The sequence below is a fragment of the Bacillus cereus group sp. BfR-BA-01311 genome, assembly GCF_022664295.1.
GTDB classification, from domain to species: Bacteria; Bacillota; Bacilli; order Bacillales; family Bacillaceae_G; genus Bacillus_A; species Bacillus_A cereus.
Genome location: NZ_JAKUHC010000013.1, coordinates 68,402 through 91,962 on the forward strand (window position 1 = coordinate 68,402; position 23,561 = coordinate 91,962).

Here is a 23,561-nt window from a genome sequence, read left to right on the forward strand (position 1 = left end):
GAATTGTAGCGAAATGTTAATAAATATGAAGCAAAAGGGTATAGTACAAGAGAAATTGGGTGTGGTATAATTTTTTTGAAAATAATTATCATTCTCTTCTGAGGGGGAAGGTTATGAGCTTAGTAGATATTAAAATTGGAGAGAAAGTGTTAGTAAAAAGTATTCAGTCTTTAGATCAGCTATTAAAGCGTAGACTAGCTGCTTTCGGTCTTGCTGAAGGAAGCGAACTTCGCCTGAAACAGAAAGCGATGTTCAAAGGTCCTTGTACATTGGAGTGTCGTGGACAGTTAATTAGTATTCGTCATTGTGACGCGAAAATGATAAAGGTGGAATTAGCGTGAATAAGGTAGCTTTGCTAGGGAATCCGAATACAGGGAAGACATCATTATTTAATGCACTTACTGGTTCTTATGAATACGTAGGAAACTGGAGCGGTGTAACAGTAGAAAAAAAGGTTGGTAAATTAAAAGATAGACAAGGAACATTAATTGATTTACCAGGTGTTTATGATTTAAATCCAGTTTCACGTGATGAAGGTGTTGTAACAAACTTTCTATTAACAGAAGAATTTAATCATATGTTAAATATCGTAGATTCCTCGCAGTTTGAAAGAAATATGCATTTAACGTTGCAGTTACTTGAATTTGGTAAGCCAGTCTCAATTGGTTTAAACATGGTTGATGTGGCGAAGCAAAGAGGAATTGTCATTGATGTAAAACGATTATCAGAGCTATTAGGTGTAACAGTCGTTCCTGTTGTTGCAAGAAGTGGAAAAGGCTGTGAAGAACTGCTTACGACTCTTAAAGAAAATGACAAAAAAGAGAAAAAGCCATTCCTTATTTCATATGGTGTACAAATGGATGAAGGAATTGGAGAAGTAATTGCTCTTTTAGAGACAGCGAATTACGAGCATCCGAGATGGTTAGCACTTCAATTTTTAAGCAATAACGAAGTAGTAGAAAAAGAAATGAAAGCATTACCAATTTATAAGGAACTCATAGCCATTCGATCTCGCTTAGAAGGAAGACTTGATTGTACGTTAGAAGAGCACATTTACAAAACTCGTGAAGCGTATATTGAAAAGTTAAAAACAAATGTTATGAAGCATGAGAAAGAAGGAAAAATTCCTTTTTCAGAAAAAATTGATAGATTAATTACACATAAAATTTTAGGACTTCCAATCTTTTTAGCAGTTATGTTTTTTATTTTTCAGGTTACGTTTACGTGGATTGGTACACCTTTATCGGATATGTTAGATGAGTTTTTTGGTGGCCAGCTTACGGATTGGGTGACGGCTGGACTTACAAGTATTGGAGCTTCTGATTTTATTCAAGCACTCGTTACAGAAGGTATTATTGCCGGTGTTGGTGCTGTATTAGTATTCGTTCCACAAATCTTTGCACTATTCTTTTTCATTTCATTATTAGAAGACTCAGGATATATGGCGCGAATTGCAGTTGTTATGGATAGAATTATGGAGTTCTTCGGTTTAAACGGAAAAGCGTTCATTCCGATGATCATCGGTTTTGGATGTAATGTTCCAGGTATTATGGCAGCGAGAACGATTGAACAAGAAAAAGAACGTTTACTTACAGTTCTTGTAACACCATTTATGTCTTGTTCGGCACGTTTACCTGTATACGCATTATTTGCGGGAGTATTCTTCCCTCATAGTCAGGCAACTGTTGTGTTTTCTTTATATGTTGCAGGTATTGTTCTTGCGTTATTAGTTACAAAGATTATGTCTCTTACCATTTTAAAAGCTGAAAAATCTATTTTCGTCATTGAATTACCGCCTTACCGCGTGCCACAAGCGAAAACGTTATGGCTAAGTACGTGGGAGAAAGGGAAAGGATTTGTTCGTAAAGCAGGTACATTCATCTTCGGTGGTTCTGTTGTCATTTGGCTATTAAATTATGCAGGTCCATCAGGATTTGGTGTTGATATGGGAGACAGTTTCTTAGCAATGATTGGTGGATTTATCGCACCACTATTTGCACCGCTCGGCTTTGGAACGTGGCAAGCTGCAGCATCCCTTTTAACAGGATTTTTAGCAAAAGAAGTTGTCGTTTCTACAATGGCAATTATTTATGCAGTTAAAGAAGAGGTGCTTGGAAACGTAATGGGAGCACATTATACAGCATTATCAGCATATGCATTTATGTTCTTTATTTTATTATATGTTCCGTGTTTAGCGACAGTAGCCGTTATTAAACGTGAAACAGGATCAGCGAAATGGACGATTTTCTCAGTCGTTTATCCACTCGTAGTTGCTTATGTATTAACGCTCATTATATATCAAGTTGGATCCTTACTCGGATTCTAGAAGGAGATGTATTACGATGATGGTCAATATTATAATTGGAGCTATCATTTTTGGTTATGCAGCATACACGTTAGTTCATTTTGTAAAGAGAAGTAAAAAAGGAAAATGCGCGGCATGTTCTTTAAATAAGTCATGTCAGTCACAAACTTGTAGTCCGGATATGGAGCAAGTTGCTCATAAATAGAAGAAAGCTTTGCGAATGTCGCAAAGCTTTTTTTATTACTTCTTAATTTTTACAAGTTGTGATGATTCTACACCATTTTTTCCAGGGAATTCTTTACTTGGATCTTTATCGAATTTTAATACCCCAACAGATTTTTCATCGCCTTTTACATTTCCGTATGTTGCATCATCAACAACCGCGAACATGTCGGCATATGCACGGCCACTACCGATAATTGTGTTGCCTTCATATTTTAATTTTGCCCCATCAAGTGTAGCATTTTCTACTTTCTCTTTTGCAAATAATACACCTTGTTCTGTTGTTACAGCCGGTAATTTATCAAGTGGTTTCGTATCGTCTTTTTCATCAACTTTACTAAGTAACTCTTTCTTCACGAGTTCTTCACCAGTTTTCTTATCCATGACAAGAACTTTTTTACCTTCTAATGTTGTCATTTTCATTTTATAGAAGTCTTTTTCTTTCACTTCTTTTTTGTTTTTATCTGCAATTTGTGTTACTTGATCTTCTGTTCCGTACAGTACAAAGCCGTTCGCTTTTTCTCCTAATAAAGAACAACCTGATAATGCTCCGAATGAAATTGCTGCTGCTAATCCGATTCCTACTAATTTTTTCATGATGATTTCTCCTTTTATCTGTTTTATAGTAAATACATTTTTGTATTAGTTCTGAAATGATGAGAAGCTTGTTTGCTGCTTCTTGTATTAGTGTATAAGAAATATGGAAACGTAACTATCGAGTTAGCTTACAGTAACATTACACTTATGTAATTTAGTGAAAGTGCGCAAAAGTAAGTTAATTTCAAAGAGAAATAATGAGAATATATTAGAAATGCAATATTGTATCTAGAATGTCATATTATATTGGATGTATTTTGGAAATAACATGTAAGGACATCTTCATTTTGTTATAATAAGCACGTAGGCTGTAAAAATGACTATTCTTTACTGTTAAGGGAGATTTTTATTTTTCCCAGTAGTGAATTTAAAATATGAGGTATATCATAGGAGGAATTTGAATGTCTGTATTTAAACGATTACGAGATTTAACAATGTCAAATGTGTATTCATTAATTGAAAAAGCGGAAGATCCAGTTAAGATGACGGATCAATATTTACGTGATATGCAAGCGGATGTACAAGAAGCAGAGAAAAGTGTAGCGGCTCAAATCGCGCTTGAGAAGAAATTCAAAATATTATTTGAAGAGCAAGAAGCACTTGTGAAAAAACGTGAAGAGCAAGCTCATATGGCTGTTCAAGCTAATAACTTAGATCTTGCGCGTCGTGCTCTTGAAGAAAAACAAAATGCAGAGCAAAAGATGAATGAGTATAAAGCAAGCTATGAGCAAAACAAAGCTGCTGCTGACAATCTTCGCCTGAAGCTAGAAGAAATGCGTAAGCAATTAACAGAGCTGAAAAATAAACGTGAAACACTTGTAGCACGTGTAAATGCGGCGAAAGCACAAAAAAATATTAATCAGGCGATGTCTGGATTTGATTCAAACTCAGCGAAAGCTGGCTTAAGCCGTATGGAAGAGAAAGCTCTTCAATTAGAGGCTGAAGCGGAAGCAAGTGGTGAAGTTTATAAGAAAGAAAAATCATTAGATGATGAATTCGCAAGCTTAAACAAAAATTCTGCTGTTGACGATGAATTAGCTCGTATTATGAAGCAGTATGAGAAATAATATAGAATAAAGACAAATGAACCGACATGTCTAAACAAATTCATGTCGGTTTTCTATTACTTTTTAGAGGAGGTTTTGCAATGACATGGATGAATGTAGTTGCCATGCTTGTATGGACTGGAGCGAGTGCAGTACTTTTATTTGCAATTATGTGGGTTGATTCAATTTTTACAAAATACAATGACTTAAAAGAAATAAAAAATGGAAATACAGCTGTAACAACTCGTTTTATTATGAAATTATTTGCACAAGGGTACATTTTATCCCAATCAATAACGAAAGCAAATGATTTATGGCAAGCACTTCTTGCATCAGCAGTTTCTTTCGTTATTTTATTAGTGGTAGAAATGTTTATCGAATTCGTATTAAAGAAAATGTCTGGTCTTGATTTAGAAGAAGGTACGAAAGAAGGTAGCGTTGCACATGCGATGTTAGCCGGATCATTACATATTGTTGGTGCACTAATTTTAGGTGCTTGTTTATAAAGAGAAAAGGAGGGGTAGATCATGAGTTTATTTAAACGAATTAAAAATATAATGAAAAGCCCAGAGCCACCGAAGCCGGAAAAGAGTCTTTTAACGTTAGCTCCTGGCGATATGATTGAAGTTTCATTAGTTATGTATGAATTAATTGGGAAAACGAGTATGCATTCGCGTAAGGAAATTGTTTTGACATTGCAAGATGGAAAAGATATTCGTTATTTAAAAATTGAAGACCGAGAAAATACGTATTACAAATTATATACTCCAATTGATGGTCGCTTAGATTCAATTGATGAAATTCCGACGACAATTGAAATGGATGATACCGAGTATCATATGGAAGAACAATATAACGGACGTGTTGTTGTGATGGGAAAAACTCCATTCTCAGCTTCAGAAGAACAGTATATATGGGAATTCCAATCAGATAATCGAAAATTATTGCGTATTGAATGGCAAAATGGTCGCACAATGATGTATGAGGGAGAAGCAATCATTCCTGCTGATGTACAAATTATAAGAGCAACGTAAGGGGGCGTAATCATGTCAAACCGATTGTTTACCATGATTAAATCGTTTGTGATCCCTATACTTGCTATCGTTATATTACTTGTTGTTGCTGGTTATGCCTTATCAGGTTGTCAAGGCGGGCAGACAAAGTCGATTCAAGACCGTTATCCACTTGAATCTGTTGCCAAGGAAGGTAAACAAGAATCTTACGTGTATAGGGCCGCCAATCGGTCAGTTCCTGAAGTCGCAAAGGAACTCATTAATGAAAGAGAACCGCAGCAAGCATCTAAAGAAGACGAAAATCAAATGTTCCTCGTTTATTCTGATAAGATTTATAACCTGCAAAAGGATAAAGAGAAACCATCTGATACGTTAATTGAAATAAGTAATAAAGAATTTGTCCGTCAAAATTACCAACCGTCCTTCTTGCAAGGATATATTATGGGTAGCATATTAAACGATATATTTGGTTCACGAAAATCATCATACGGTGATTATCGAGGATATAACGATAGACAAAATCATAAACCAGTTATTCCAGAGAGACCACCTACAAAAGAAGAAAAGAAAACCCCACCTCCAATTACGAAGGAAGGGAAAGGGTCTATCATTAAGCGAGGCGATAATGTAGATTCGAAACCATCAGTAGGTGATAAGGGAAGTATTACTGAAAAAGGAAGTAATACGACGCCCCCACCTTCTACTGGAAGCAAGGGTAAAATTACAAAAACACCAGGCGGTTCAAGCGGATCAGATGTGAAGCCAAAATCATCTATTAAAACGCCGCCAAGGAATACATCTCCTCCGAAAACGAGGGTCGGTGGTTCAGGAAAGATTACGAAGAGAAGATAGTGTAGAGACCGAAAAGTGTAAATTGCTTTTTGGTCTTTTTTCTTGTTATAAGAACTAATTCCTTTCAGTTGGTGCGATTTAGGCATAAGGGGGGAGAGTAAAAATATATCAGCGATTATTAGAATATATCGACCACAACTCAAAATATATCAGCGATTATTGAAATATATCGACTTACCGACAAAAACTGACAACGATAGCAACTTAATAATAAAAAGAGGGGGTGCCAAAATTTTGGCACCCCCTCTTTTACATAACAATTAATGAATATCACGTTTCTTGAAATTACCGCCTTTTACTTCTGCTACGTCATAAACTGTAATAAAGGCGTGTGGATCGATTTCATTAATAAGTTCTTTCATTTTACTTTCTTCTAAACGGTTAATTACGCAAGAAATTTCTTTGAATTTCTCTCTTGAATAACCACCGTATACTTCGTTATATGTTGCACTTCGGCCTAAACGGTCGCGAATTGTTTCTACCATTAATTCAGGCTCTTTTGTAATGATTTTAAATGCTTTTGAACCACTTAAACCAACTTCAACGATATGAATCACTTTCGAAGCGATAAAGTAAGCAATTGCCGAAAGGATAGCTCCTTGAAGGCCGAATACTGTTGATACGAAAATAAATACGAACATGTTTAAGAATAAAATAAGGTCACTCGTTCCAAATGGTAACTTACGAGAAAGCAATACAGCTAGCATATCGATTCCATCTAATGCTCCGCCGTTACGTAATGCTAGTCCCATACCAAAACCGATGATAATACCACCAACAACTGTAACTAATAATGTATCGCCTTCAATAATAGCTGGTATTCCGTGCATGACAACGGTACCTATTGCTAATGAAGCAATCCCGATAATAGAATAAATAGCGAAGCTTTTACCAATTTGCTTATATCCTAACCAAACGAAAGGAATGTTAATGACTGCGATTAGAGCTCCTAATGGCAATCCAAATAATCTTGAACTAACGATACTTAAACCAGTTACACCACCGTCTGATACGTTATTTGGAATTAATACCGCTTCTAATCCGTACGCTGTGATAAATGCCCCAATAATAATCATCAAAGCTTTTGAAGCAATTTTTAGCTTATTGGGCTTGTTTTTGATAATTTTCTCCATATAATTTCCTCGTTTCAAACTAGTTTCTTATTTGTTACCTCATTCACACCTAAATTTCATTTTAACATTTAATTTGAAAAAATTCTCCTTTAATGGATGTATGCAGGGAATATTATCACCATATTATGTTTAAAATATTTTTGAAATAAGTATAAGAAATCCCATCCTTTCAAAGGATGGGATGCTATTAAGAAAATATAAAACTAAGTACTGATATGAATAAAGCGAAACCTAAAATAGTTCCACATATTTTCATATGACGCTTACGTCCCATTACGACAATCGCAACATATTCACGAATCATTGCGTTAGGCCAGTAATAAAATGCAGTTTTTGACCCGATTCCTTGGCTATTAAGACCGGCTTGTCTTGCATATATACCAGCACGGAAAAGGTGGAAATTATTCGTTGTAAAAATACTTTTATATTTACCTTCTGGTTTTAAAGAATCCATAATTTCTTTAGAGAACAGCATATTTTGATATGTGTTTACAGAGCGATTTTCCTGGACTGTATGTTCAAGAGGAATTCCTTTTTCAACAGCATAATTTTGCATTGCTTCTGCTTCTGGAAGGCCTTCATCTGGACCTTGACCACCAGAGAAAATAATTGTTGGTGGTGTATTTACAGCTGCTTGTTTCCAATAGAAGTCGATAGCTTTATTAATGCGGCTTGCAAGTAATGGTGGTACTTTATCATTAATTAAGCCGCTACCAAGAACGATAATAAAATCTTGATTACGTCTCGGTCTGTTAAATTGGTATAAAAAATAAGCGCTTAAGAAGTTAGATAAGTGTATAAAGAAATAGAAGCTTATAAGAGAAATAGCTGCGAAAATAGGCTCTAAATGCGATGAGACCAAACTTGCTGGATTTATGATAGGGAGTAACATAAAGAATAACATCCCTAAAGCAGCAAGGAGTGTTAAACAGTTAGTGAACCGTCTTCCTTCTCGCTTCATTAAAATTCTAGCATTAAGAAATAGCCCAAACATTAAAGCAACAATACCGAAAGGAAGCATAATAAGAAGTGCTAAAATAGGTAAAATTATAATATAGCGTAGGACATCACTACTTGAATTCACAGATATAATTACACAAAAAAGAAGGAAAAAACAGACAAAGGAATTAAATAAAAAGCCGTTTATTATTTTCCGCGGATCTTTTAAATATGAGATAAGAAAAATAATAAACAATATAAGAGGAATAATTCCAAAATACAGCATAAATATAGTACACCTCAACTTGTATAAGAATTTGACATACCTTTTATATTACATGATTTTATAAGTGAAAATGAAAGAAAAAGGATTTTGAATTTTCTCAATAAAATATATAGATACGTATGTTACAATATATTCAAAGCGATATATTAAAAGTAAAATGGTTGAAAAAGCACTCAGTAGAGTGCTTTTTCTTTTTGTATGCAATTGTGCATATTATATTTTTTTTCAAGTGAAGAGGATTACAATATAAGTTGTAGACAGACTTTATAAAGCAGAATTTAATACAAACATTTCCCTCTACTTTTTGTATCTAACAATCGTATAACAATAAAAAATTCTGTTTTATAGTGTCTGTTTTTGAAAGGTGCCTTTTTTGAAGGCACCTTTTTTTTATAAGTATAGATAGTTTTCACTGTTAGCATAGTGTAAACTATCTATACTAAACATTAGCAATCTTCCGTATAAATATTATCAATTTACTATATATTCCAGTGATGTTAACCTACATATGAAAGGCTTTCTTTTTCAAAATATTACCCCTAATAAAATTTTGAAGAAGTCAACTGTCTCCAAACTTGTCTTTATGCTTAAAGAAAAAGCACTCAAATTGAGTGCTTTTTCTTATTGAAACATGCTATTTTTCTAGGCGATTTTCATAAAATAAAAGTAAAGAAATGAAAGTGGGTGACAAAATGCCGGCAGTTGTGGAAGGTGTTATTATTGAAAATTGCAATGGAACAATTAATGTAGGTGACAAATATAACGTACAGCCGATTGAAAAGACGAAAGCTTATAATGGATCGGGATCATCAAATACAGGAATGAAAGTACAGACATTTAGTGGGATTAGTACAGCTGATGTATGGGATAATGATGCGAATGATCAGGGAATACAGTTTACTTTATAGTGTGATATGCAAAGTTGCATAAAATGATGAACTTCTCCTGTGCTACAATCTAGCTGTGAGCTGTTAATGATTCTTCTGTAGTATAGTTGTTAGATTAGAAATATAACATCTTATCGAAAATCATACGTATAAAAAAGACACTTCATTTGAAGTGTCTTTTTTTACCTTAGTGATACCCTTTAGCAGAGTCTTTATGAATTTTATTTTTAAATATACTGTAGCTCCAAAGCTGATATCCAATAACGATTGGTACCATGACCATTGCAACGAAGAACATAATTTTTAAGTTTAATTGACTACCAGCTGCGTTGTATAACGTTGTACTGTATGCATCGTTAATACGAGATGGTAACATTCTTGGGAACATACCTGCAAAGCCAGTTGTCATAAACATTGCGATTGTTAGGCAAACGAATGTGAATGCAAGGCCGATTTTATGTTTGTACACCATAATAAGTGCGAGTACACTCATTAGCATTGCAAGTACTGGAAGAATGAATAGTACCGGATATTCCGTAAAGTTTTGGAATAAGTTTGTCCTATTAGCAGTTGCTACATAGAAGATAGCTAAAATGATAGCAGCTGCCATTGAAAACGGTCTTGCGATTTTATAAGCACGATCAGATACTTCACCAGTTGTTTTAATCATGACCCAAAGGGCACCGGATACGACAAATATAGCAGTGAAGAAAAGACCTCCTAATACACCATAATGGTTTAATAAGCTAAGTAAATTTCCTTCATAGCCATTTTTTCCGATTTGTAGTCCATAATACAAGTTAGCGAATGTAACACCGAATAAGAAGGCGATTAGGAAACTGCCAATTGCAAATGCCCATTTACAAGTTTTTTGCCAAATTGGTGAATCATCTTTATGCATGAATTCCAGTCCAGCGGCACGAGCAAATAGTGCAAGTAATACTAAGAATAACGGTGTATATAAATAACTAAACATATTAGCATACGTGACTGGGAAGGCAGCAAATGTTGCGCCACCAGCTGTAATTAACCATACTTCATTACCGCCCCAGAACGGGCCAATTGCTTCTTGTAATTGATTTCGTTCTTGTCGATCTTTCGTAACGAAGGGAAAAATCATTCCGTTACCAAGTGCATACCCGTCAAGAATGAAGTAAACTGTCCAAATCACGCCCCATAAACCGAACCAGATGATTGCAAGCATATCATGAGACATGAGCCACACCTCCCTCAGTAGCAGGTTCTTCTAATGCGGCAGGTCCTTTTTTCGCAAACTTCAGCATTAAATATACGTCTGCGATTAAAAGTAAAGTGTAGAACAAAATTAAACTAATTAATGAGAACCAAATTTGCGGAACGGATATAGGTGATACAGATTCTGCTGTACGCATTAGTTTATATACTGTCCATGGCTGGCGACCTACTTCAGCGACGATCCATCCTGCGTTAATCGCGATATAAGGAAGTAAGACAGACCATATTGTAATTTTTAAATAACGTTTTGAGTTTTCTAGTTTTCCTTTTCGGTTTAAATAGAAGCCATACCAAGTTAATGCCATAAAGAACATACCGAGTGCAACCATTAAGCGGAAGCTATAATACACGAGGTTAACATTTGGACGTTCATCTTTCGGAATATCTTTTAAACCAACGATTTCGCCATCAAATGAGTTTGTATAGAAGAAGCTTCCGAGCTTTGGAATCGTAAGGAATTCAAAGTTCTTTTCATTTTTCACATCAGGAATTTGAACAATTGAGAAGCCTTGTCCTTTTCCAGTTTCCCAAACTGCTTCCATCGCAGCTCCTTTTGCGGGTTGATATTTAGCTGCTGATACACCAGATTGATGTCCCATAAACGGTGTAATTGTTGCGGCGAATAAGCCTAACATTAAGCCAAACTTAAATGATTTTTTGAAGAATTCAACTTCATTTTTACGTAATAAGTGATAGGCACTAATTGCCATAACGAAGAAAGCACCAACAATATAGCAACCAACTACAGTATGGAAGAACATATTCCAAGCGTATGGATTCGTAACGAGTGCCCAGAAATCATTTAATTCAGCGCGGCCGTTACGTACTACGTAGCCAACAGGATTTTGCATAAAGCCGTTTGCTGTAATAATCCAAAGGGCGGAAATATTTGTTCCAAGTGCAACCATCCACATACAGAAGGCACGAAACTTTGGTGAAATTTTGTCTTTACCGAATAACCATATTCCCATGAAAGTAGATTCTAAGAAGAAGGCAACAAGTGCTTCGATTGCGAGAGGTGATCCGAAAATATCTCCCATATATTTGGAGTACTCAGACCAGTTTGTTCCAAATTGGAATTCCATCGTAATCCCGGTTATAATCCCCATTACGAAATTAATTGTAAATAATTTACCCCAGAAATTTGCCATTTTGCGATATGTTGGATTCAATGTGCGGGCGTATTGAGTTTCCATACATGCTACTAAAATGACAAGTCCGATTGTCAAAGGTACAAATAAAAAGTGATAAAAAATAGTAATTGCAAATTGAAAACGACTCAGTAACAGAACGTCGGACATAATAAACATTCACTCCTTTTTTACATTATCTACAATCAGTTTATAGTGAAAATACGTTTAAAGTATGTGAAACTTGTTACAAAGCTGTGTGTATATTTTGAAAGAATTATGTCGATTATCTGAAAATATCTTATTTTTACTATAAAACGATATCCTTTTTGAGTTTTTCATATTTTGGTACACTATTTATGTAGTGTAAACGAGAGAAAAGAGGGTTCTTTACTATGAAGTCATTAGAAGAGATTTTGCAGTACAATGAGAATTTTGTTGAAGAGAAAAAGTATGAAGAGTTTGTAGCGGGGAAATTTCCAAACAAAAAGATGGTAATTATTTCTTGTATGGATACACGACTTGTTGAACTATTACCGAAAGCGATGAATATGCGTAACGGCGATGTGAAAATTATTAAAGTAGCAGGCGCTGTTATTTCACATCCATTTGGAAGTATTATGCGTAGTATTTTAGTTGCTGTATACGAACTTGGTGCTGATGAAGTATGTGTAGTTGGTCATCATGATTGTGGTATGGCAAAAATTCAAGCAAGCAGTACAATTGAGAAAATGAAAGAACGCGGTATAACAGAAGAGAAATTAGATATGCTTCGTTATTCTGGAATCGATTTAGAACAATTCTTGCGCGGTTTCTCTAGTGTGGAAGAAAGTGTAGAACATAGCGTATCAGTACTTCGCAACCACCCATTACTTCCGGAAGAAGTACCTGTTCACGGTCTTGTTATCGATCCTGATACAGGAAAATTAGATTTAGTTGTGAATGGTTACGACAATTAAGAATTTACTTTGTCATCCTTTTTATCTGGGACAGGATCAAATCCTCCTGGGTGAAAAGGGTGACATTTTAATATACGCTTACAAGTAAGCCAAAAGCCTTTGAATGCACCATGTTTTTGAAACGCCTCTAATCCGTAATGAGAACAAGTCGGATAAAAACGGCATGTTGGTGGTGTCATCGGAGAAATGAATTTTTGATAAAAGCGTATAATCCCAATAAAAATCTGTTTCATAACGGTCTCCTTTTCAGCATATTCTTAAAGTATTATAGCACGACTGTACATAATACTTTACTAATGTGCATTTCCGTTATATCATATTGGATATAACGGAATTAAATTAAAAGCGGGAGAGATGTTGTATGCCATCAGTAGAAAGCTTTGAATTAGATCATACGATTGTAAAGGCACCATATGTAAGACATTGCGGAGTTCACAATGTAGGTAGTGACGGTATTGTAAATAAATTCGATATTCGTTTCTGCCAACCGAATAAACAAGCAATGAAACCAGATGTTATTCATACGTTAGAACATTTATTAGCATTTAATTTACGTAAATATATTGATCGTTATCCGCACTTTGATATTATCGATATTTCACCGATGGGCTGCCAAACAGGATATTATCTTGTAGTAAGCGGAACACCGACAGTACGAGAAATCATTGATTTATTAGAACTAACATTAAAAGATGCGGTTCAAATTACAGAAATTCCAGCTGCAAATGAAACACAATGTGGTCAAGCGAAGCTTCACGACTTAGAAGGAGCACAACGCTTAATGAACTTCTGGTTAAGCCAAGATAAAGATGAACTTGAGAAAGTGTTTGGATAAAAAGGAAAACTGCCTGTGAAAGGGCAGTTTTTTTATTGTACTAAGAGCGAACATACTCTTCTTTTTTATGAAAATATATTAGATACTCCAACATATAAAACAAAGGCAGAACCGAGAAAATAAACAAATGCTTTTGCTTTTTCCCGTTTCTTCATTTCATCAATTCCAAAAAGGATAAACATAATACTTAAAAGGATAAACACGTAAGGTAAAAGAATAGTGAAGTTTGCAAAGAAGCTAAATAGGGCGAGAGAAAGAGCGATAGTGGCGATTATAATTTGAATGTTTTTTAACATGGAATCCCCCTTAAGTAGAAAGAAATAGTTACTGAGAGAAAATAATTATAAATGCTAAATTGGTCAAAATTTCATTCTACATATAGCGAAAGTAGTTTGATATTAAAAAGAAGAATATGAGACTGGAAACGAAAAATACGGGATACTCATTGATTTTCGTCCGGATTTCAATTCATTAATTCCTAGAAGAATAAAGAAACAACTGAGAATAAATTGTACGTATGGGAGAAGTGAAAAATTATCGGTAACATCGATATAAGTGCTTAGAATGAGTAAGAGAAGCATGAGAAATGCTAAAAAACTCCGTAATATAGTTAGAGTTAGCATTGTATAGCCTCCTTTAGACCATTTATCGGAATATTTCTGTGAAACCAATAAATAAAGCAGCGGCTCCTGCTAGTAGAGCGAGCACACTACCTCCTGTTTGCCTTTTTAATATTTCCTCTAAACTTATGGTGAGGGCCATAACTCCTAAAGAGATAAACATATACGGCATTATTTCTCTATTACTAGTAAAAAATCCATAGATTGCTATACATAAAGCAATAAGTGATAAAGTAATCCGTACTCCTTTTAGCATGCATGTATCTCCTTTTATTTGATATAGCTAATGATGAGAACAATCCAAATGAAAGCACCGGCAATAATACAAATAAGTCCAGTTGCTGATTCCCTTTTCTTTATTTGTTCAAATGCGATGAGAAACATTAAAGCCCCTAATAGAAATTGTGAAAGAGGTAAAGAATTATTTTGACCTGTATATAATCCAATTGCCGACATAACAATCACAGTGAGTGCTACTATGATGCGAAGTATACGAAGCATATTAGGAATTCTCCTTATTCTTTTTTGTATAAGGATTGTCTTCTAGTTTATCGACGGAATGTTTATAAGCATAGCCTTTATTAATTGTCATGACGGAGAGTACGAGGATGATTAGGACGATGATAATACCGATAATTAATATTTTGAACATAAAATCCCTCCTTTTCTTTATTTTACATAATTTTGTAATTGATGAAAACAATAGAAAATAAAAGGATGAAAGAAGGGTGTTACATGGAGACGAAAAAAACATATTATATATCAATAGGAAACGGTCAAATTTCACAAGTGAAGACGGCGGATACGTATAATTTTGAGATTTCCGCAAATGATGAGGAAATTACAGAATTAAGAGAGCACTTTGATCAAGCATATGTAGAAGATTTAGGGTCATTTGTACGCTCCCACGTTCCATTTGTTGAGTATCATCACGATTCAAATAATGACCGATATGATGAACAACTACAAAAAGCATATAAAATGATTTACGATTTAGGAAATCATGAGACGAAAGAATTAGTCGCACAAATGGGAATAATCAATGGATTGTAATTGGATAATATTATGCAGAAAAGCGAGAATATGCTACAATTTGTGGTAGGAAAAACTTGTAACCATCAATAGGGGAGTAATGGCATGTACAAATTTAAAGATTATTACCACAACACTGTACAATTATCGTTTGAACGTTATCCATTTTCTCCTGAGCCAAAGCATGTTTGGGTTGTATGCCGGTACGGGGATCAATGGTTATTAACGCATCATTTACGTCGCGGTCTTGAATTTCCAGGTGGTAAAGTAGAACTAGGGGAAACACCGGAAGAAGCGGCAGTTCGAGAGGTTCATGAAGAAACCGGCGGCATAGTTTCTGATTTAACTTACTTAGGACAATACAAAGTATCTGGAAAAGACAAAATAATCATTAAAAACATTTATTTTGCAACAATTAGTGCGGTAGAAGAACATACGCATTACGAAGAAACGAAAGGGTCTGTTTTATTAAAAGACATTCCTGACAACATTAAAACGAATAGAAAATTTAGCTTTATAATGCGCGATGACGTATTAGCGCGTACGATGAAACATATAGAAGAAATCGGCTGTTTTACGAAGTAAAGTAGCCGGTTTCTTTTTTTGTATGTAAGAATAAATGTAAATATATCTTTATATTATTTTGGGTATATTATACAATTTTGTAAAGATATATTTACATTTTAGGAGGGGGAAGATGGATAAAAGAAAAGAAACGACTGTTACTGTTTCGATGGTTAAATTAAACTTTTCTTTATTTTTTATAATAATTGCTTTGTCGTTTGGAATTGGTTATTTGCATATATTTCTTTCAGGTGGGGTTCAAGTTGAAGTTACATTATTAACGATGTTTCTTTTTATTATCGCAATGATTGTTCTCGTTTGTATTCATGAAGCGATACATTTAATTGGCTTTCGCTATATCGGAGGTGTTCCGTGGAGTGAACTAAAATGGGGCGTTAATTGGAAATTAGGTGTTGCATATGCTCATTCTAAACAGGCGGTTACAGTAAAGCAAATGAAGAAAGTGTTAATGCTTCCGTTTTTACCAACTGGAATTTTGCCAATTGTATTGGGATTAGCTATGAATCTGGAGCCACTCTCATTTTTAGGAATTCTACTAACAGCAGGGTGTATCGGCGACATTGCCTTATATCAAAAAGTTTCAAAGTTTCCAGATGATGCGCTAGTAAAAGATCATCCGAGTAAACCACAGTTTACAGTATATGAATAATAAAGAAAGAGGAGGCGTTTTTGAATAACTGCCTCCTCTTCCTTTATTATCACTTTTTGTCGGTAAATCGATATATTGTGAAAATCATTGATATAATTTAATTACTGTTATTGTGTTTTTATCTCCACCTCTAAAAACGAAAGCACCTCCAACAAATCATCTACGATACGTGAATGCTTAAAATCACCCCAAAACGAATCTTTTTTCCAAACACCAAGAATCCCTACTTGTTCAGAACCAAGCACATCGTTTTCTGGATGATCTCCAACATAAAGACATTCTTCTGCCTTCACATCTAGTCTTTGCAAAGCACGTTCGAAAATTTCAGGATGAGGTTTTTTAATTCCTTCAGCTTCTGAAACGAGAATGGTGTTTGTATACGTATGTATATGTAGTGCTCGAAGGTTGCTCATCTGAAATTCAGTAAAACCGTTTGTGATAATACCAATTTTAATGTTTCGCTGTTTTAACTGTTGAAGTAGTTCATGCGTGTTTTTGAAAGGAATACAATGATGTTGGAAGTTTGTAATATAGTCGTGTAGTAGTTGCTCTTGCGTTAAAGTAGTAATGTTGTATTCGGAAAGGAGAGTAGCATATACTTTATCCTTCCACGTATAGCCATTATTATCGAGTTCAAGAAATCGAGAACAATACTCTGATTTCTCTATACTCATCAAATGTGAGGAGAAGCGATTATATTGCTCACAAATAAATTGTTCTAAAGATTGGCGTCGATCTAATAGTGTTCCATCTAAGTCGAATAAGATTGCACGAATCATGAGAAGCCTCCTTGCAGTTTTTATAATTAATTATCGCATATTCGCAAAAAAATGATTATGATATTTTGTAGAATGGAATAATGGGGGATTGTATGAAGAAACTGTATGGCAAGTTAGTGTGTTGTATTATAGCAAGCGGTTTAGTTGCAGGATGCGATAGTGCTATCGAGGTTACGAAAGAAAAAGAAATTTGTAAAACAGAAGAAGAGTGTACGCAAATAGGAGATAAAACATTACAAAAAGTATATAAAAAGATAGAGGGACTTTCAGAACTTGAAAAAGTAGAAGATTATGACATAGAAGAGTATGAAAGTGTGAATATGAAAGAGGCGGAACAGAAAAAAGAAGAGGATGACAATTATTTCTTTTTAGCTTCTTATTATATCGATGGTGATGAAATTGTAGATCCTTATTTTGAGAAATTGGATCGTAAGAGATTGAATAAAGTTTTTGCAGATGACGAAGTAGCAAAAGATGATTTGTTAAGTCAGCGACAAGATAGAGAGTATCATGAAACCTTATGGGACATGTATCGCACTCTCGTCCCAGTGAAATATCGTGAGAATATAACAGGATTTGGTCTAATAACGGATGGTTATGATGGCGTTGTTGCCCATGTCATGCCAAGTATAGATGACCCGAGAGATTGGGTGCTTAGTTTAGACGTGCTTGATTCTGGGGTGAATATAGATGAAGTGATGAAAACATTAATTCATGAAACGGCTCACGTATTAACGATTGGACATAAACAAGTACCAGTGGATAGGAAATATTTAGAGGCGTTTGATGAAGAGAAAGACATTTCATCATATCGAAATAAATGTAAAACGGTGTTCGTGAAAAATGGATGTGTGAGAAAAAGTTCGTATATTAACCAATTTTATAATGAATTTTGGAAACCAATTGAGCAAGAGTGGACAGAAAAGAAAGTAGAAGAAAGTGAAGAGGCACAAATTGAATTTTATAAAGAAAAGCATGATGATTTTGTATCGCTATATGGAACAACAAATGTAACGGAAGATATCGCAGATACATTTACAGCGTTCATTTTACAAGATTCAAAAAAAGTGAAAGAAGGAACAGAGTTAAAATATAAGAAAATTGCTTTCTTCTATCAGTTCCCTGAGCTTGTAAAAATGAGAGCGGAAGTGCTGTCAGGATTATATGATGTTTCGAAAACGATAGAACAACAAAGTGGAGACTAATGTGAGTTATGCTTTCGATATAGTTTCGTTAAAGAAAAGCGTGAAGAATTTTTAATTCTTTGCGTTTTTTCTTATGTTGATAAAATTGAAAATTATGTATTTTTATCAAAAAGAAGAAGGAACTGGAGGCACAAAAGAGAATTAGTATAAAAATGTCACAATTTAGACACAATTATAATGCGCGTGTTGTAGGGACTATAAGTTTACTCTCGAGGAGGTAATGAAACGTATGAAAACGATTCTTGCTGTTGCTGGTCTCATTTGGGTAATGTCTCACGGTTTTCCGATTTTTGAAGGGGAGCAAATTCGTAGTGCTTTGAATGAAAAGTTTAATGATTATCATGTGATAGATCGAAAAGATAATGTCGTTACAGTACGTGTGAAAGACTGTTTCCATACAGTTACGGTTGCGGATGGAAACATTACAAATGAAACGAAAATGTGTGATAAAAGGTAAAAGAAAGAAGCTGACTATAGCGCACTGTTTTGAGTCAGCTTCTTTTTCTTTTTCCAATTAGAATTTTTTCAAATGCCTCAACAAATACATACATAAGAGTTGCAAGAACACATGTGAGTAGTACGCTAAGTAAGACGAGTGTGAAGTTAAAGACTTGGAATCCGTAGCTAATTAAGTAGCCAAGTCCTTGTTTGGAAACGAGAAGTTCTCCGAAAATAACACCAACCCAGGATAAACCAACATTTACTTTTAACGTTGAGATAATTGCTGGAAAGGATGCAGGGAGAACGACTTGCTTATAACATTGCCATTTATTTGCGCCAAATGTATCCATCACTTTTATATAGTTAGAATCGACTTCTTGAAATGCACTGTAAATAACGAGAATGGTAATGATGATGGAAATGATTACTCCCATTGCGATAGAAGATGAAATGTTTGGACCGAAAATAACGATGATGATTGGACCGAGTGCAACTTTTGGCATTGCATTTAGGACGACGAGGTAAGGATCAAGTACGCGGGCTAGAAGTGGCATCCACCAAAGAAACGTGGCAATAATAGCACCGAGTACCGTTCCGAGAATGAAGCCTACTCCGGTTTCCAGCAATGTCGTCCATATGTGGACCCAAAGTGAACCGTCGATCCATTTCGTTAAGAAGAGATCCCAAATACTCGAAGGAGAACTAAAGAGTAAAGGATCGATCCATTCTTTTTTGCTAGCTATTTCCCATAGTGCAAAGAAAAGAATAAGTAGTAAAAGCTGTAGTGAGCGAGCAATCCAAGCACGCCTGCGTTCTTTCTTTCGAAATTGTTCATGTAGTTGTTTTATATTATCCAAGTCGTTCCAGCTCCTTCCATATATCTTGAAAGAGGGCTGGGAAATCGTAGTGATGGCGTGCTTCTAACGGTGATAAAGAACGGATACTTTCCGGGACGATAAAGGTTTTTGCGATTTTTCCAGGATTTGCTTGCAGTAAATAAATACGATCACTCATCGCAATCGCCTCTTCAATATCGTGAGTAACAAGTAGTGATGTTTTCTTATATTTATTTAGTAAGTTGAAAACGAGTTCTTCTAGTTTTAATTTCGTTTGATAATCGAGTGCGGAGAATGGTTCATCTAGTAATAAAATTTTCGGATCAGTTGCTAACGTTCGAACGAGAGCAGCACGTTGACGCATACCGCCGGATAGTTCACGAGGATATTGTCCTTCTACCCCATGTAGACCGACTTGCTTTAAAAGGTTTAAAGTATGTTCTTTCATTTGTTCATCATAAATCCTTCGAATATGAAGTCCAAGCATAATATTTTCTTCAATCGTTTTCCACGGGAATAAGTAATCTTGCTGCAACATATATCCCATAGATGATGTTTTCGTTGTAATTGGTTCACCATCTAAAAAGACAATACCATCAATTGGATCAAGTAATCCAGCAATGATTGAGAGGAGCGTTGTTTTACCGCAACCACTTGGGCCGAGTATAGAAATAAATTCGCCTTCTTCCACTTGTAAGCTCATATCTTCAAGAATAAGTTTGGCATTCTCTTTTGCAAAAAAGCAGTGAGAAACGTTACGTATTTGTAAAAAACTCATACACTTCGCCTCTATTTCTTAATAACGCTTTCGGCAATTTTTGTATTGACGAGCGCTTCATGTGGGACTTCTTTTTGTAATTCACCAGCGTCTTTCATAATCGTTTGGAGCTGTTTCCATTCTTCCGCATCTAGTAGTGGATTTGTCGCATAAGAATGTTGCTTTTTATACCGTTCAATTACTTTTAATGTAATGTCTTTTGAAGTGTCCTTAAATAGCGGGGAAACAGCATCAGCAATCTCTTCTGGACTATGTGTATCAACCCATTGCTGTGCTTTATAGAGCGCACGTGTGAACTTTTCAGCAGCAGCTTTATCTTTCTTTAAGAAACTTTCTTTTGCCATGAATGTTGTATAAGGAACAGTACCAGATTCATTTCCGAATGAAGCGACGATATAACCTTTACCTTCTTTTTCGAATATGCTTGCAGTCGGTTCAAAGAGCTGGACAAACTCTCCAGTACCAGATGCGAAGGCATTTGCAATATTAGCAAATTCGATATTTTGAATTAAGTTCGTATCTTTACGAGGATCAATGCCATTTTTCTTTAAAACGTATTCCCCAACCATTTGCGGCATGCCGCCTTTACGCTGTCCTAAAAATGTAACACCTTTTACGTCATTCCAATTAAAAGAGTCTAGTTTTTTACGTGAAACTAAAAATGTCCCATCTGTTTGTGTAAGCTGTGCAAAGTTAATGACAGGGTCTTTCGCTCCTTGTTGATGAACGTAAATAGACGTTTCAGAACCGACGAGAGCAATATCAATTCCGCCAGATAATAGGGCGGTCATCGTTTTATCGCCACCAGCTGTTGTTTGTAGGTCAATATTTAGTCCTTCATCTTTAAAAAATCCTTTTTCAATCCCAACATATAATGGGGCATAGAAGAGAGAATGGGTAACTTCGCCGACGCGAATGTTTTGAGTTTGTTCTTTCGTACTTTCTTTTTTACTACTACAAGCAGCAAAAGTAAAAACAGCTAGTAACATGATGCAAAAAATCGCGATTAATTTTTTCACTATATAACACCTCCTAGAAGTCACTCTACAAGCATGATATGTAGGTAATCGCCCATATGTGAGTGTAGATAGCAGGAATTTTTTTGGAGGTAAAGAAGTACAAATATAAGGGGTGATAAAATGGAGTACGAATACGATGATAGCGTACATTTACATCTTGATTATTTCGGGACAGAATGTGATATGGAATCGATTGCTTATAAGAGAAAGAATGAAGACGTATGGGATGTGTATTTTAATTTTGGAGTATACGGTATTCAGAAAGACGATGTAGAGTTAGGGAGATTTATGGACGAATATGCTGGTCATTACGTTTTTTCTGTACATGCTCGCGATCTTAGCTGGGAATTTGGAAGTGCCCAGTTTGAAGAGTGGGTTTTGAAAAATCGGATAGTAGAAAAAACGCTACAAAAATAGGAGGAATTTTGTGATTGGATTTCTCATCTTATTATTTATTTTTGTGGCCGGATTTTTTATTATGCAAATGCTTATTTACCAATTTGCAAAGAAAAACATCCATAAATATACAAAAATAAAATGGTTTCATATGTGGCTACATATGAATATGAAAAAATGCCCGAGATTAGATTTTTTTGATTTTGTAGTTACAGTACTCGTATGTATCGTATGGAAAATATGGCTGCTTCCTTTTATATAATACACATGCTAATCATCTTCTCTTTTCGTTATAGTAATAGTTGTAAAAAACTTGCATTTATACATAAAACAGTGAGTGGTGTTGTGAAAGATATTTTGACAAATACAGAAACACATACATACGGAATTAAAGTGTAATTACAGAATGGACAAATTGGCCGTGTGTAAAGTGTGGGGAATAAGAAAGAGGTCGTCCAACGGTGGACGACCTCTTTCTTATTATGCTTGGTTAGTGCGGAAGAATGGAAGTTTCTGCACAATGTGAATTAATCCGTATGCAAGAATTAAGCACATAAGAGGATTAATGAAAAATCCATAGCGATTAATTGCTAAGAATAAGTTTGAGAAGATAATGTAAATAATAGAACTTGCTACTAGCATCATAACGCGTTTATGTTTAAATGAATTTAGCATGAAGCAGAAGCTGCTCAAGAATGTACCGATGATAAACACTCTATGACATAGTTGCATAAAGTTGTGAATACGGTATTGGTCTACAGCAGGAGCTGTTTTGAATAATTCAATTGTTTTACCGACAGTGAACCAAGAGAACCAATAAGTGAAGTCCGTCTTAAATCCGTTCTTGATTAATTCTTTTGCGTATGCACCTTTGTCATCTAAGCCTTTAGCTCTCATTTCATTTACTATATTTTCATATCCAATTTTATTAAATGGATCTGCACCGGCAATTAGTGGATCTGCACCTTGGGTTGAGAATAAAATAAATTGGTTGAGTGCTAAGTAGTTACGAACAACCCATGCGCCAATAATAAAGAAAGGTCCGATAAACCATAACAATCCGATTCGAATGGAGTCTTTAAATCCATATGTAAATAACACAACAAGAACAGGAATGAGCATCATTGGAGCTGGATTTGGACGGAACATAAGTAAAATTGAAACGACAATTCCAAACCATATATGGAATTTCACTTTATTGTATTTCCATGCGAGAACAAATACATATACACATAACGCCAATAAGAATATGGATGGAACTTCTGTTAGCAATGTACGGAAGTATGTATAGTTACTTGGATAAATAGCATATAAAATACTTGCAACAATTCCATAAATGTTTTTTTCGAACAATTCTTTTCCTATTAAGAATACTAATAGCACTGTGCAAAGGTTCATGATCATGTTAATAACAGTTGCTACGTAATAGTAAGGAATTGATGTAATATCAGAAATAATCATAGCGCCAGCTAATAGTAATGGCTGACCTGGTGTAATATATGCATTTTTTCCTGGAACTTCACTAGGTTCTAAATACACATAACCAAATACACCATGTTTTAATAGTTGTTCAGCTGTTAACGAATAGTTAAAGGCATCATTTGCACCATATGTTACTTTGACTAACTCTCCATCTAATCCCGGCTGTTTTACTAAACAAAAAACGTGAAACAGGAAAGAAAGCGCCAAAATTACATATACCGCTTTAGGCAAACTCTTAAACTTAGTAAGCAAAAATGAGCAACTCCTTTTTTATTAATTCT

General features: G+C 35.1%; 32 protein-coding genes and 1 pseudogene. 18 read left to right on the forward strand and 15 right to left on the reverse strand.

The annotated features are described in order from the left end of the window. Positions 1 to 113 precede the first annotated feature (113 nt). Genes MR136_RS23115 through MR136_RS23125 form a run of 3 tightly spaced genes read left to right on the forward strand, consistent with a single transcriptional unit; the run spans position 114 to position 2,510 of the window. The gene (locus MR136_RS23115; RefSeq protein WP_000060512.1) at positions 114 to 341 is read left to right on the forward strand and encodes a FeoA family protein; all 228 of its coding nucleotides are present in this window, start codon (positions 114 to 116) and stop codon (positions 339 to 341) included. Further along, positions 338 to 2,326 (forward strand): ferrous iron transport protein B, encoded by a 1,989-nt coding sequence (gene feoB, locus MR136_RS23120; RefSeq protein ID WP_242259630.1) that lies wholly within the window; start codon positions 338 to 340, stop codon positions 2,324 to 2,326. The genes MR136_RS23115 and feoB overlap by 4 nt, the downstream gene beginning before the upstream one ends. Before the next feature lie 16 nt (positions 2,327 to 2,342). Further along, positions 2,343 to 2,510 carry a FeoB-associated Cys-rich membrane protein gene (locus tag MR136_RS23125; protein WP_017674402.1) on the forward strand — a complete coding sequence of 56 codons (168 nt, stop codon included), beginning with the start codon at positions 2,343 to 2,345 and terminating at the stop codon, positions 2,508 to 2,510. Positions 2,511 to 2,545: 35 nt separating this feature from the next. Here the strand turns inward: MR136_RS23125 and MR136_RS23130 are convergent, their stop codons facing one another. Then, complete coding sequence (locus tag MR136_RS23130) at positions 2,546 to 3,124, reverse strand: lipoprotein BA_5634 family protein (protein ID WP_000737481.1); 579 nt, start codon at positions 3,122 to 3,124, stop codon at positions 2,546 to 2,548. Between the two features lie 401 nt (positions 3,125 to 3,525). On the opposite strand from MR136_RS23130, the gene MR136_RS23135 reads away from it, so the two are divergent. The 4 genes from MR136_RS23135 (at position 3,526) to MR136_RS23150 (ending at position 6,035) form a co-directional block, all read left to right on the forward strand. Next, complete coding sequence (locus MR136_RS23135) at positions 3,526 to 4,191, forward strand: PspA/IM30 family protein (protein WP_000110281.1); 666 nt, start codon at positions 3,526 to 3,528, stop codon at positions 4,189 to 4,191. 80 nt (positions 4,192 to 4,271) lie between these two features. Next, complete coding sequence (locus MR136_RS23140) at positions 4,272 to 4,676, forward strand: DUF350 domain-containing protein (protein ID WP_000220087.1); 405 nt, start codon at positions 4,272 to 4,274, stop codon at positions 4,674 to 4,676. Positions 4,677 to 4,697: 21 nt separating this feature from the next. Next, positions 4,698 to 5,204 carry a DUF4178 domain-containing protein gene (locus tag MR136_RS23145; protein WP_000051745.1) on the forward strand — a complete coding sequence of 169 codons (507 nt, stop codon included), beginning with the start codon at positions 4,698 to 4,700 and terminating at the stop codon, positions 5,202 to 5,204. 12 nt (positions 5,205 to 5,216) lie between these two features. Then, the gene (locus tag MR136_RS23150) at positions 5,217 to 6,035 is read left to right on the forward strand and encodes a DUF4247 domain-containing protein (protein ID WP_000071199.1); all 819 of its coding nucleotides are present in this window, start codon (positions 5,217 to 5,219) and stop codon (positions 6,033 to 6,035) included. 260 nt (positions 6,036 to 6,295) lie between these two features. Here MR136_RS23150 and MR136_RS23155 read toward each other — a convergent pair whose 3' ends face one another. Then, positions 6,296 to 7,168, reverse strand: a complete 873-nt coding sequence (locus tag MR136_RS23155) for a YitT family protein (protein WP_000411240.1) — start codon at positions 7,166 to 7,168, stop codon at positions 6,296 to 6,298. 187 nt (positions 7,169 to 7,355) lie between these two features. Continuing rightward, the gene (locus MR136_RS23160; RefSeq protein ID WP_000965218.1) at positions 7,356 to 8,393 is read right to left on the reverse strand and encodes a YdcF family protein; all 1,038 of its coding nucleotides are present in this window, start codon (positions 8,391 to 8,393) and stop codon (positions 7,356 to 7,358) included. A gap of 674 nt (positions 8,394 to 9,067) precedes the next feature. Between MR136_RS23160 and MR136_RS23165 the strand changes: the two genes are divergently transcribed. Then, complete coding sequence (locus MR136_RS23165) at positions 9,068 to 9,301, forward strand: spore germination protein (protein ID WP_002001299.1); 234 nt, start codon at positions 9,068 to 9,070, stop codon at positions 9,299 to 9,301. Between the two features lie 166 nt (positions 9,302 to 9,467). Here MR136_RS23165 and cydB read toward each other — a convergent pair whose 3' ends face one another. Both cydB and cydA read right to left on the reverse strand, forming a co-directional pair. Continuing rightward, the gene (gene cydB / locus MR136_RS23170) at positions 9,468 to 10,496 is read right to left on the reverse strand and encodes a cytochrome d ubiquinol oxidase subunit II (RefSeq protein WP_017674401.1); all 1,029 of its coding nucleotides are present in this window, start codon (positions 10,494 to 10,496) and stop codon (positions 9,468 to 9,470) included. Then, positions 10,486 to 11,835: a cytochrome ubiquinol oxidase subunit I gene (gene cydA / locus MR136_RS23175; protein ID WP_001286188.1), complete on the reverse strand. Its 1,350-nt coding sequence runs from the start codon at positions 11,833 to 11,835 to the stop codon at positions 10,486 to 10,488. Before cydA ends, cydB begins: the two co-directional genes overlap by 11 nt. Positions 11,836 to 12,059: 224 nt before the next feature. On the opposite strand from cydA, the gene MR136_RS23180 reads away from it, so the two are divergent. Then, positions 12,060 to 12,623 (forward strand): beta-class carbonic anhydrase, encoded by a 564-nt coding sequence (locus MR136_RS23180; RefSeq protein WP_017674400.1) that lies wholly within the window; start codon positions 12,060 to 12,062, stop codon positions 12,621 to 12,623. Here the strand turns inward: MR136_RS23180 and yidD are convergent. Further along, a complete protein-coding gene (gene yidD, locus MR136_RS23185; protein ID WP_000809330.1) occupies positions 12,620 to 12,856 on the reverse strand; it encodes a membrane protein insertion efficiency factor YidD in 237 nt (78 codons plus the stop codon). The two genes, MR136_RS23180 and yidD, sit on opposite strands and share 4 nt — an antisense overlap. A gap of 128 nt (positions 12,857 to 12,984) precedes the next feature. On the opposite strand from yidD, the gene luxS reads away from it, so the two are divergent. Next, positions 12,985 to 13,458: an S-ribosylhomocysteine lyase LuxS gene (gene luxS / locus MR136_RS23190; RefSeq protein ID WP_001141371.1), complete on the forward strand. Its 474-nt coding sequence runs from the start codon at positions 12,985 to 12,987 to the stop codon at positions 13,456 to 13,458. Between the two features lie 65 nt (positions 13,459 to 13,523). On the opposite strand, the gene MR136_RS23195 is transcribed toward luxS, so the two are convergent. The 4 genes from MR136_RS23195 to ytzI all read right to left on the reverse strand — a co-directional run bounded on the left by MR136_RS23195 (position 13,524) and on the right by ytzI (position 14,730). Then, positions 13,524 to 13,754 carry a YczI family protein gene (locus MR136_RS23195; RefSeq protein ID WP_000916668.1) on the reverse strand — a complete coding sequence of 77 codons (231 nt, stop codon included), beginning with the start codon at positions 13,752 to 13,754 and terminating at the stop codon, positions 13,524 to 13,526. A 349-nt stretch (positions 13,755 to 14,103) separates the two neighbouring features. After that, positions 14,104 to 14,334, reverse strand: a complete 231-nt coding sequence (locus MR136_RS23200; RefSeq protein WP_000912054.1) for a DUF3953 domain-containing protein — start codon at positions 14,332 to 14,334, stop codon at positions 14,104 to 14,106. Between the two features lie 14 nt (positions 14,335 to 14,348). Beyond that, positions 14,349 to 14,579 (reverse strand): DUF3953 domain-containing protein, encoded by a 231-nt coding sequence (locus MR136_RS23205; RefSeq protein WP_017674399.1) that lies wholly within the window; start codon positions 14,577 to 14,579, stop codon positions 14,349 to 14,351. 1 nt (position 14,580) lies between these two features. After that, a complete protein-coding gene (ytzI, locus tag MR136_RS23210) occupies positions 14,581 to 14,730 on the reverse strand; it encodes a YtzI protein (RefSeq protein ID WP_000472794.1) in 150 nt (49 codons plus the stop codon). An 83-nt stretch (positions 14,731 to 14,813) separates the two neighbouring features. Here ytzI and MR136_RS23215 point away from each other — a divergent pair, with 83 nt between their 5' ends. The 3 genes from MR136_RS23215 to MR136_RS23225 all read left to right on the forward strand — a co-directional run bounded on the left by MR136_RS23215 (position 14,814) and on the right by MR136_RS23225 (position 16,344). Next, positions 14,814 to 15,131, forward strand: a complete 318-nt coding sequence (locus MR136_RS23215) for a hypothetical protein (protein WP_000448409.1) — start codon at positions 14,814 to 14,816, stop codon at positions 15,129 to 15,131. An 84-nt stretch (positions 15,132 to 15,215) separates the two neighbouring features. Next, positions 15,216 to 15,695 carry an antimutator 8-oxo-(dGTP/GTP)ase gene (mutTA, locus tag MR136_RS23220; RefSeq protein WP_000276385.1) on the forward strand — a complete coding sequence of 160 codons (480 nt, stop codon included), beginning with the start codon at positions 15,216 to 15,218 and terminating at the stop codon, positions 15,693 to 15,695. Between the two features lie 112 nt (positions 15,696 to 15,807). Continuing rightward, on the forward strand, positions 15,808 to 16,344 hold the full coding sequence (locus MR136_RS23225) for a DUF3267 domain-containing protein (protein ID WP_000361287.1): 537 nt from the start codon (positions 15,808 to 15,810) through the stop codon (positions 16,342 to 16,344). Between the two features lie 107 nt (positions 16,345 to 16,451). Here MR136_RS23225 and MR136_RS23230 read toward each other — a convergent pair whose 3' ends face one another. Beyond that, a complete protein-coding gene (locus MR136_RS23230; RefSeq protein ID WP_088024712.1) occupies positions 16,452 to 17,123 on the reverse strand; it encodes an HAD family hydrolase in 672 nt (223 codons plus the stop codon). A gap of 92 nt (positions 17,124 to 17,215) precedes the next feature. On the opposite strand from MR136_RS23230, the gene MR136_RS23235 reads away from it, so the two are divergent. Together MR136_RS23235 and MR136_RS23240 are read left to right on the forward strand one after the other, a co-directional pair. Beyond that, positions 17,216 to 18,328 (forward strand): hypothetical protein, encoded by a 1,113-nt coding sequence (locus tag MR136_RS23235; protein ID WP_061457802.1) that lies wholly within the window; start codon positions 17,216 to 17,218, stop codon positions 18,326 to 18,328. Between the two features lie 229 nt (positions 18,329 to 18,557). Continuing rightward, positions 18,558 to 18,785 (forward strand): hypothetical protein, encoded by a 228-nt coding sequence (locus MR136_RS23240; protein WP_000849112.1) that lies wholly within the window; start codon positions 18,558 to 18,560, stop codon positions 18,783 to 18,785. 34 nt (positions 18,786 to 18,819) lie between these two features. Here MR136_RS23240 and MR136_RS23245 read toward each other — a convergent pair whose 3' ends face one another. The 3 genes from MR136_RS23245 to MR136_RS23255 are packed head-to-tail and all read right to left on the reverse strand — an operon-like array spanning position 18,820 to position 21,402. Continuing rightward, positions 18,820 to 19,626 carry an ABC transporter permease gene (locus MR136_RS23245; RefSeq protein WP_000368771.1) on the reverse strand — a complete coding sequence of 269 codons (807 nt, stop codon included), beginning with the start codon at positions 19,624 to 19,626 and terminating at the stop codon, positions 18,820 to 18,822. Beyond that, positions 19,619 to 20,383, reverse strand: a complete 765-nt coding sequence (locus MR136_RS23250) for an ABC transporter ATP-binding protein (RefSeq protein WP_000009035.1) — start codon at positions 20,381 to 20,383, stop codon at positions 19,619 to 19,621. The genes MR136_RS23245 and MR136_RS23250 overlap by 8 nt, the downstream gene beginning before the upstream one ends. A gap of 11 nt (positions 20,384 to 20,394) precedes the next feature. Further along, complete coding sequence (locus tag MR136_RS23255; protein ID WP_242259631.1) at positions 20,395 to 21,402, reverse strand: ABC transporter substrate-binding protein; 1,008 nt, start codon at positions 21,400 to 21,402, stop codon at positions 20,395 to 20,397. Positions 21,403 to 21,522: 120 nt separating this feature from the next. Here MR136_RS23255 and MR136_RS23260 point away from each other — a divergent pair, with 120 nt between their 5' ends. The 3 genes and pseudogenes from MR136_RS23260 to MR136_RS23270 all read left to right on the forward strand — a co-directional run. Next, complete coding sequence (locus MR136_RS23260) at positions 21,523 to 21,819, forward strand: DUF3986 family protein (protein WP_000455579.1); 297 nt, start codon at positions 21,523 to 21,525, stop codon at positions 21,817 to 21,819. Between the two features lie 10 nt (positions 21,820 to 21,829). Then, positions 21,830 to 22,060 (forward strand): hypothetical protein, encoded by a 231-nt coding sequence (locus MR136_RS23265; RefSeq protein ID WP_242259632.1) that lies wholly within the window; start codon positions 21,830 to 21,832, stop codon positions 22,058 to 22,060. Positions 22,061 to 22,125: 65 nt separating this feature from the next. Next, a pseudogene (locus MR136_RS23270) lies at positions 22,126 to 22,197 on the forward strand (DUF2196 domain-containing protein); the annotation flags it as partial. Positions 22,198 to 22,278: 81 nt separating this feature from the next. Here MR136_RS23270 and MR136_RS23275 read toward each other — a convergent pair. Then, positions 22,279 to 23,532, reverse strand: a complete 1,254-nt coding sequence (locus MR136_RS23275; protein WP_017674396.1) for a glycosyltransferase family 39 protein — start codon at positions 23,530 to 23,532, stop codon at positions 22,279 to 22,281. Positions 23,533 to 23,561 lie beyond the last annotated feature (29 nt).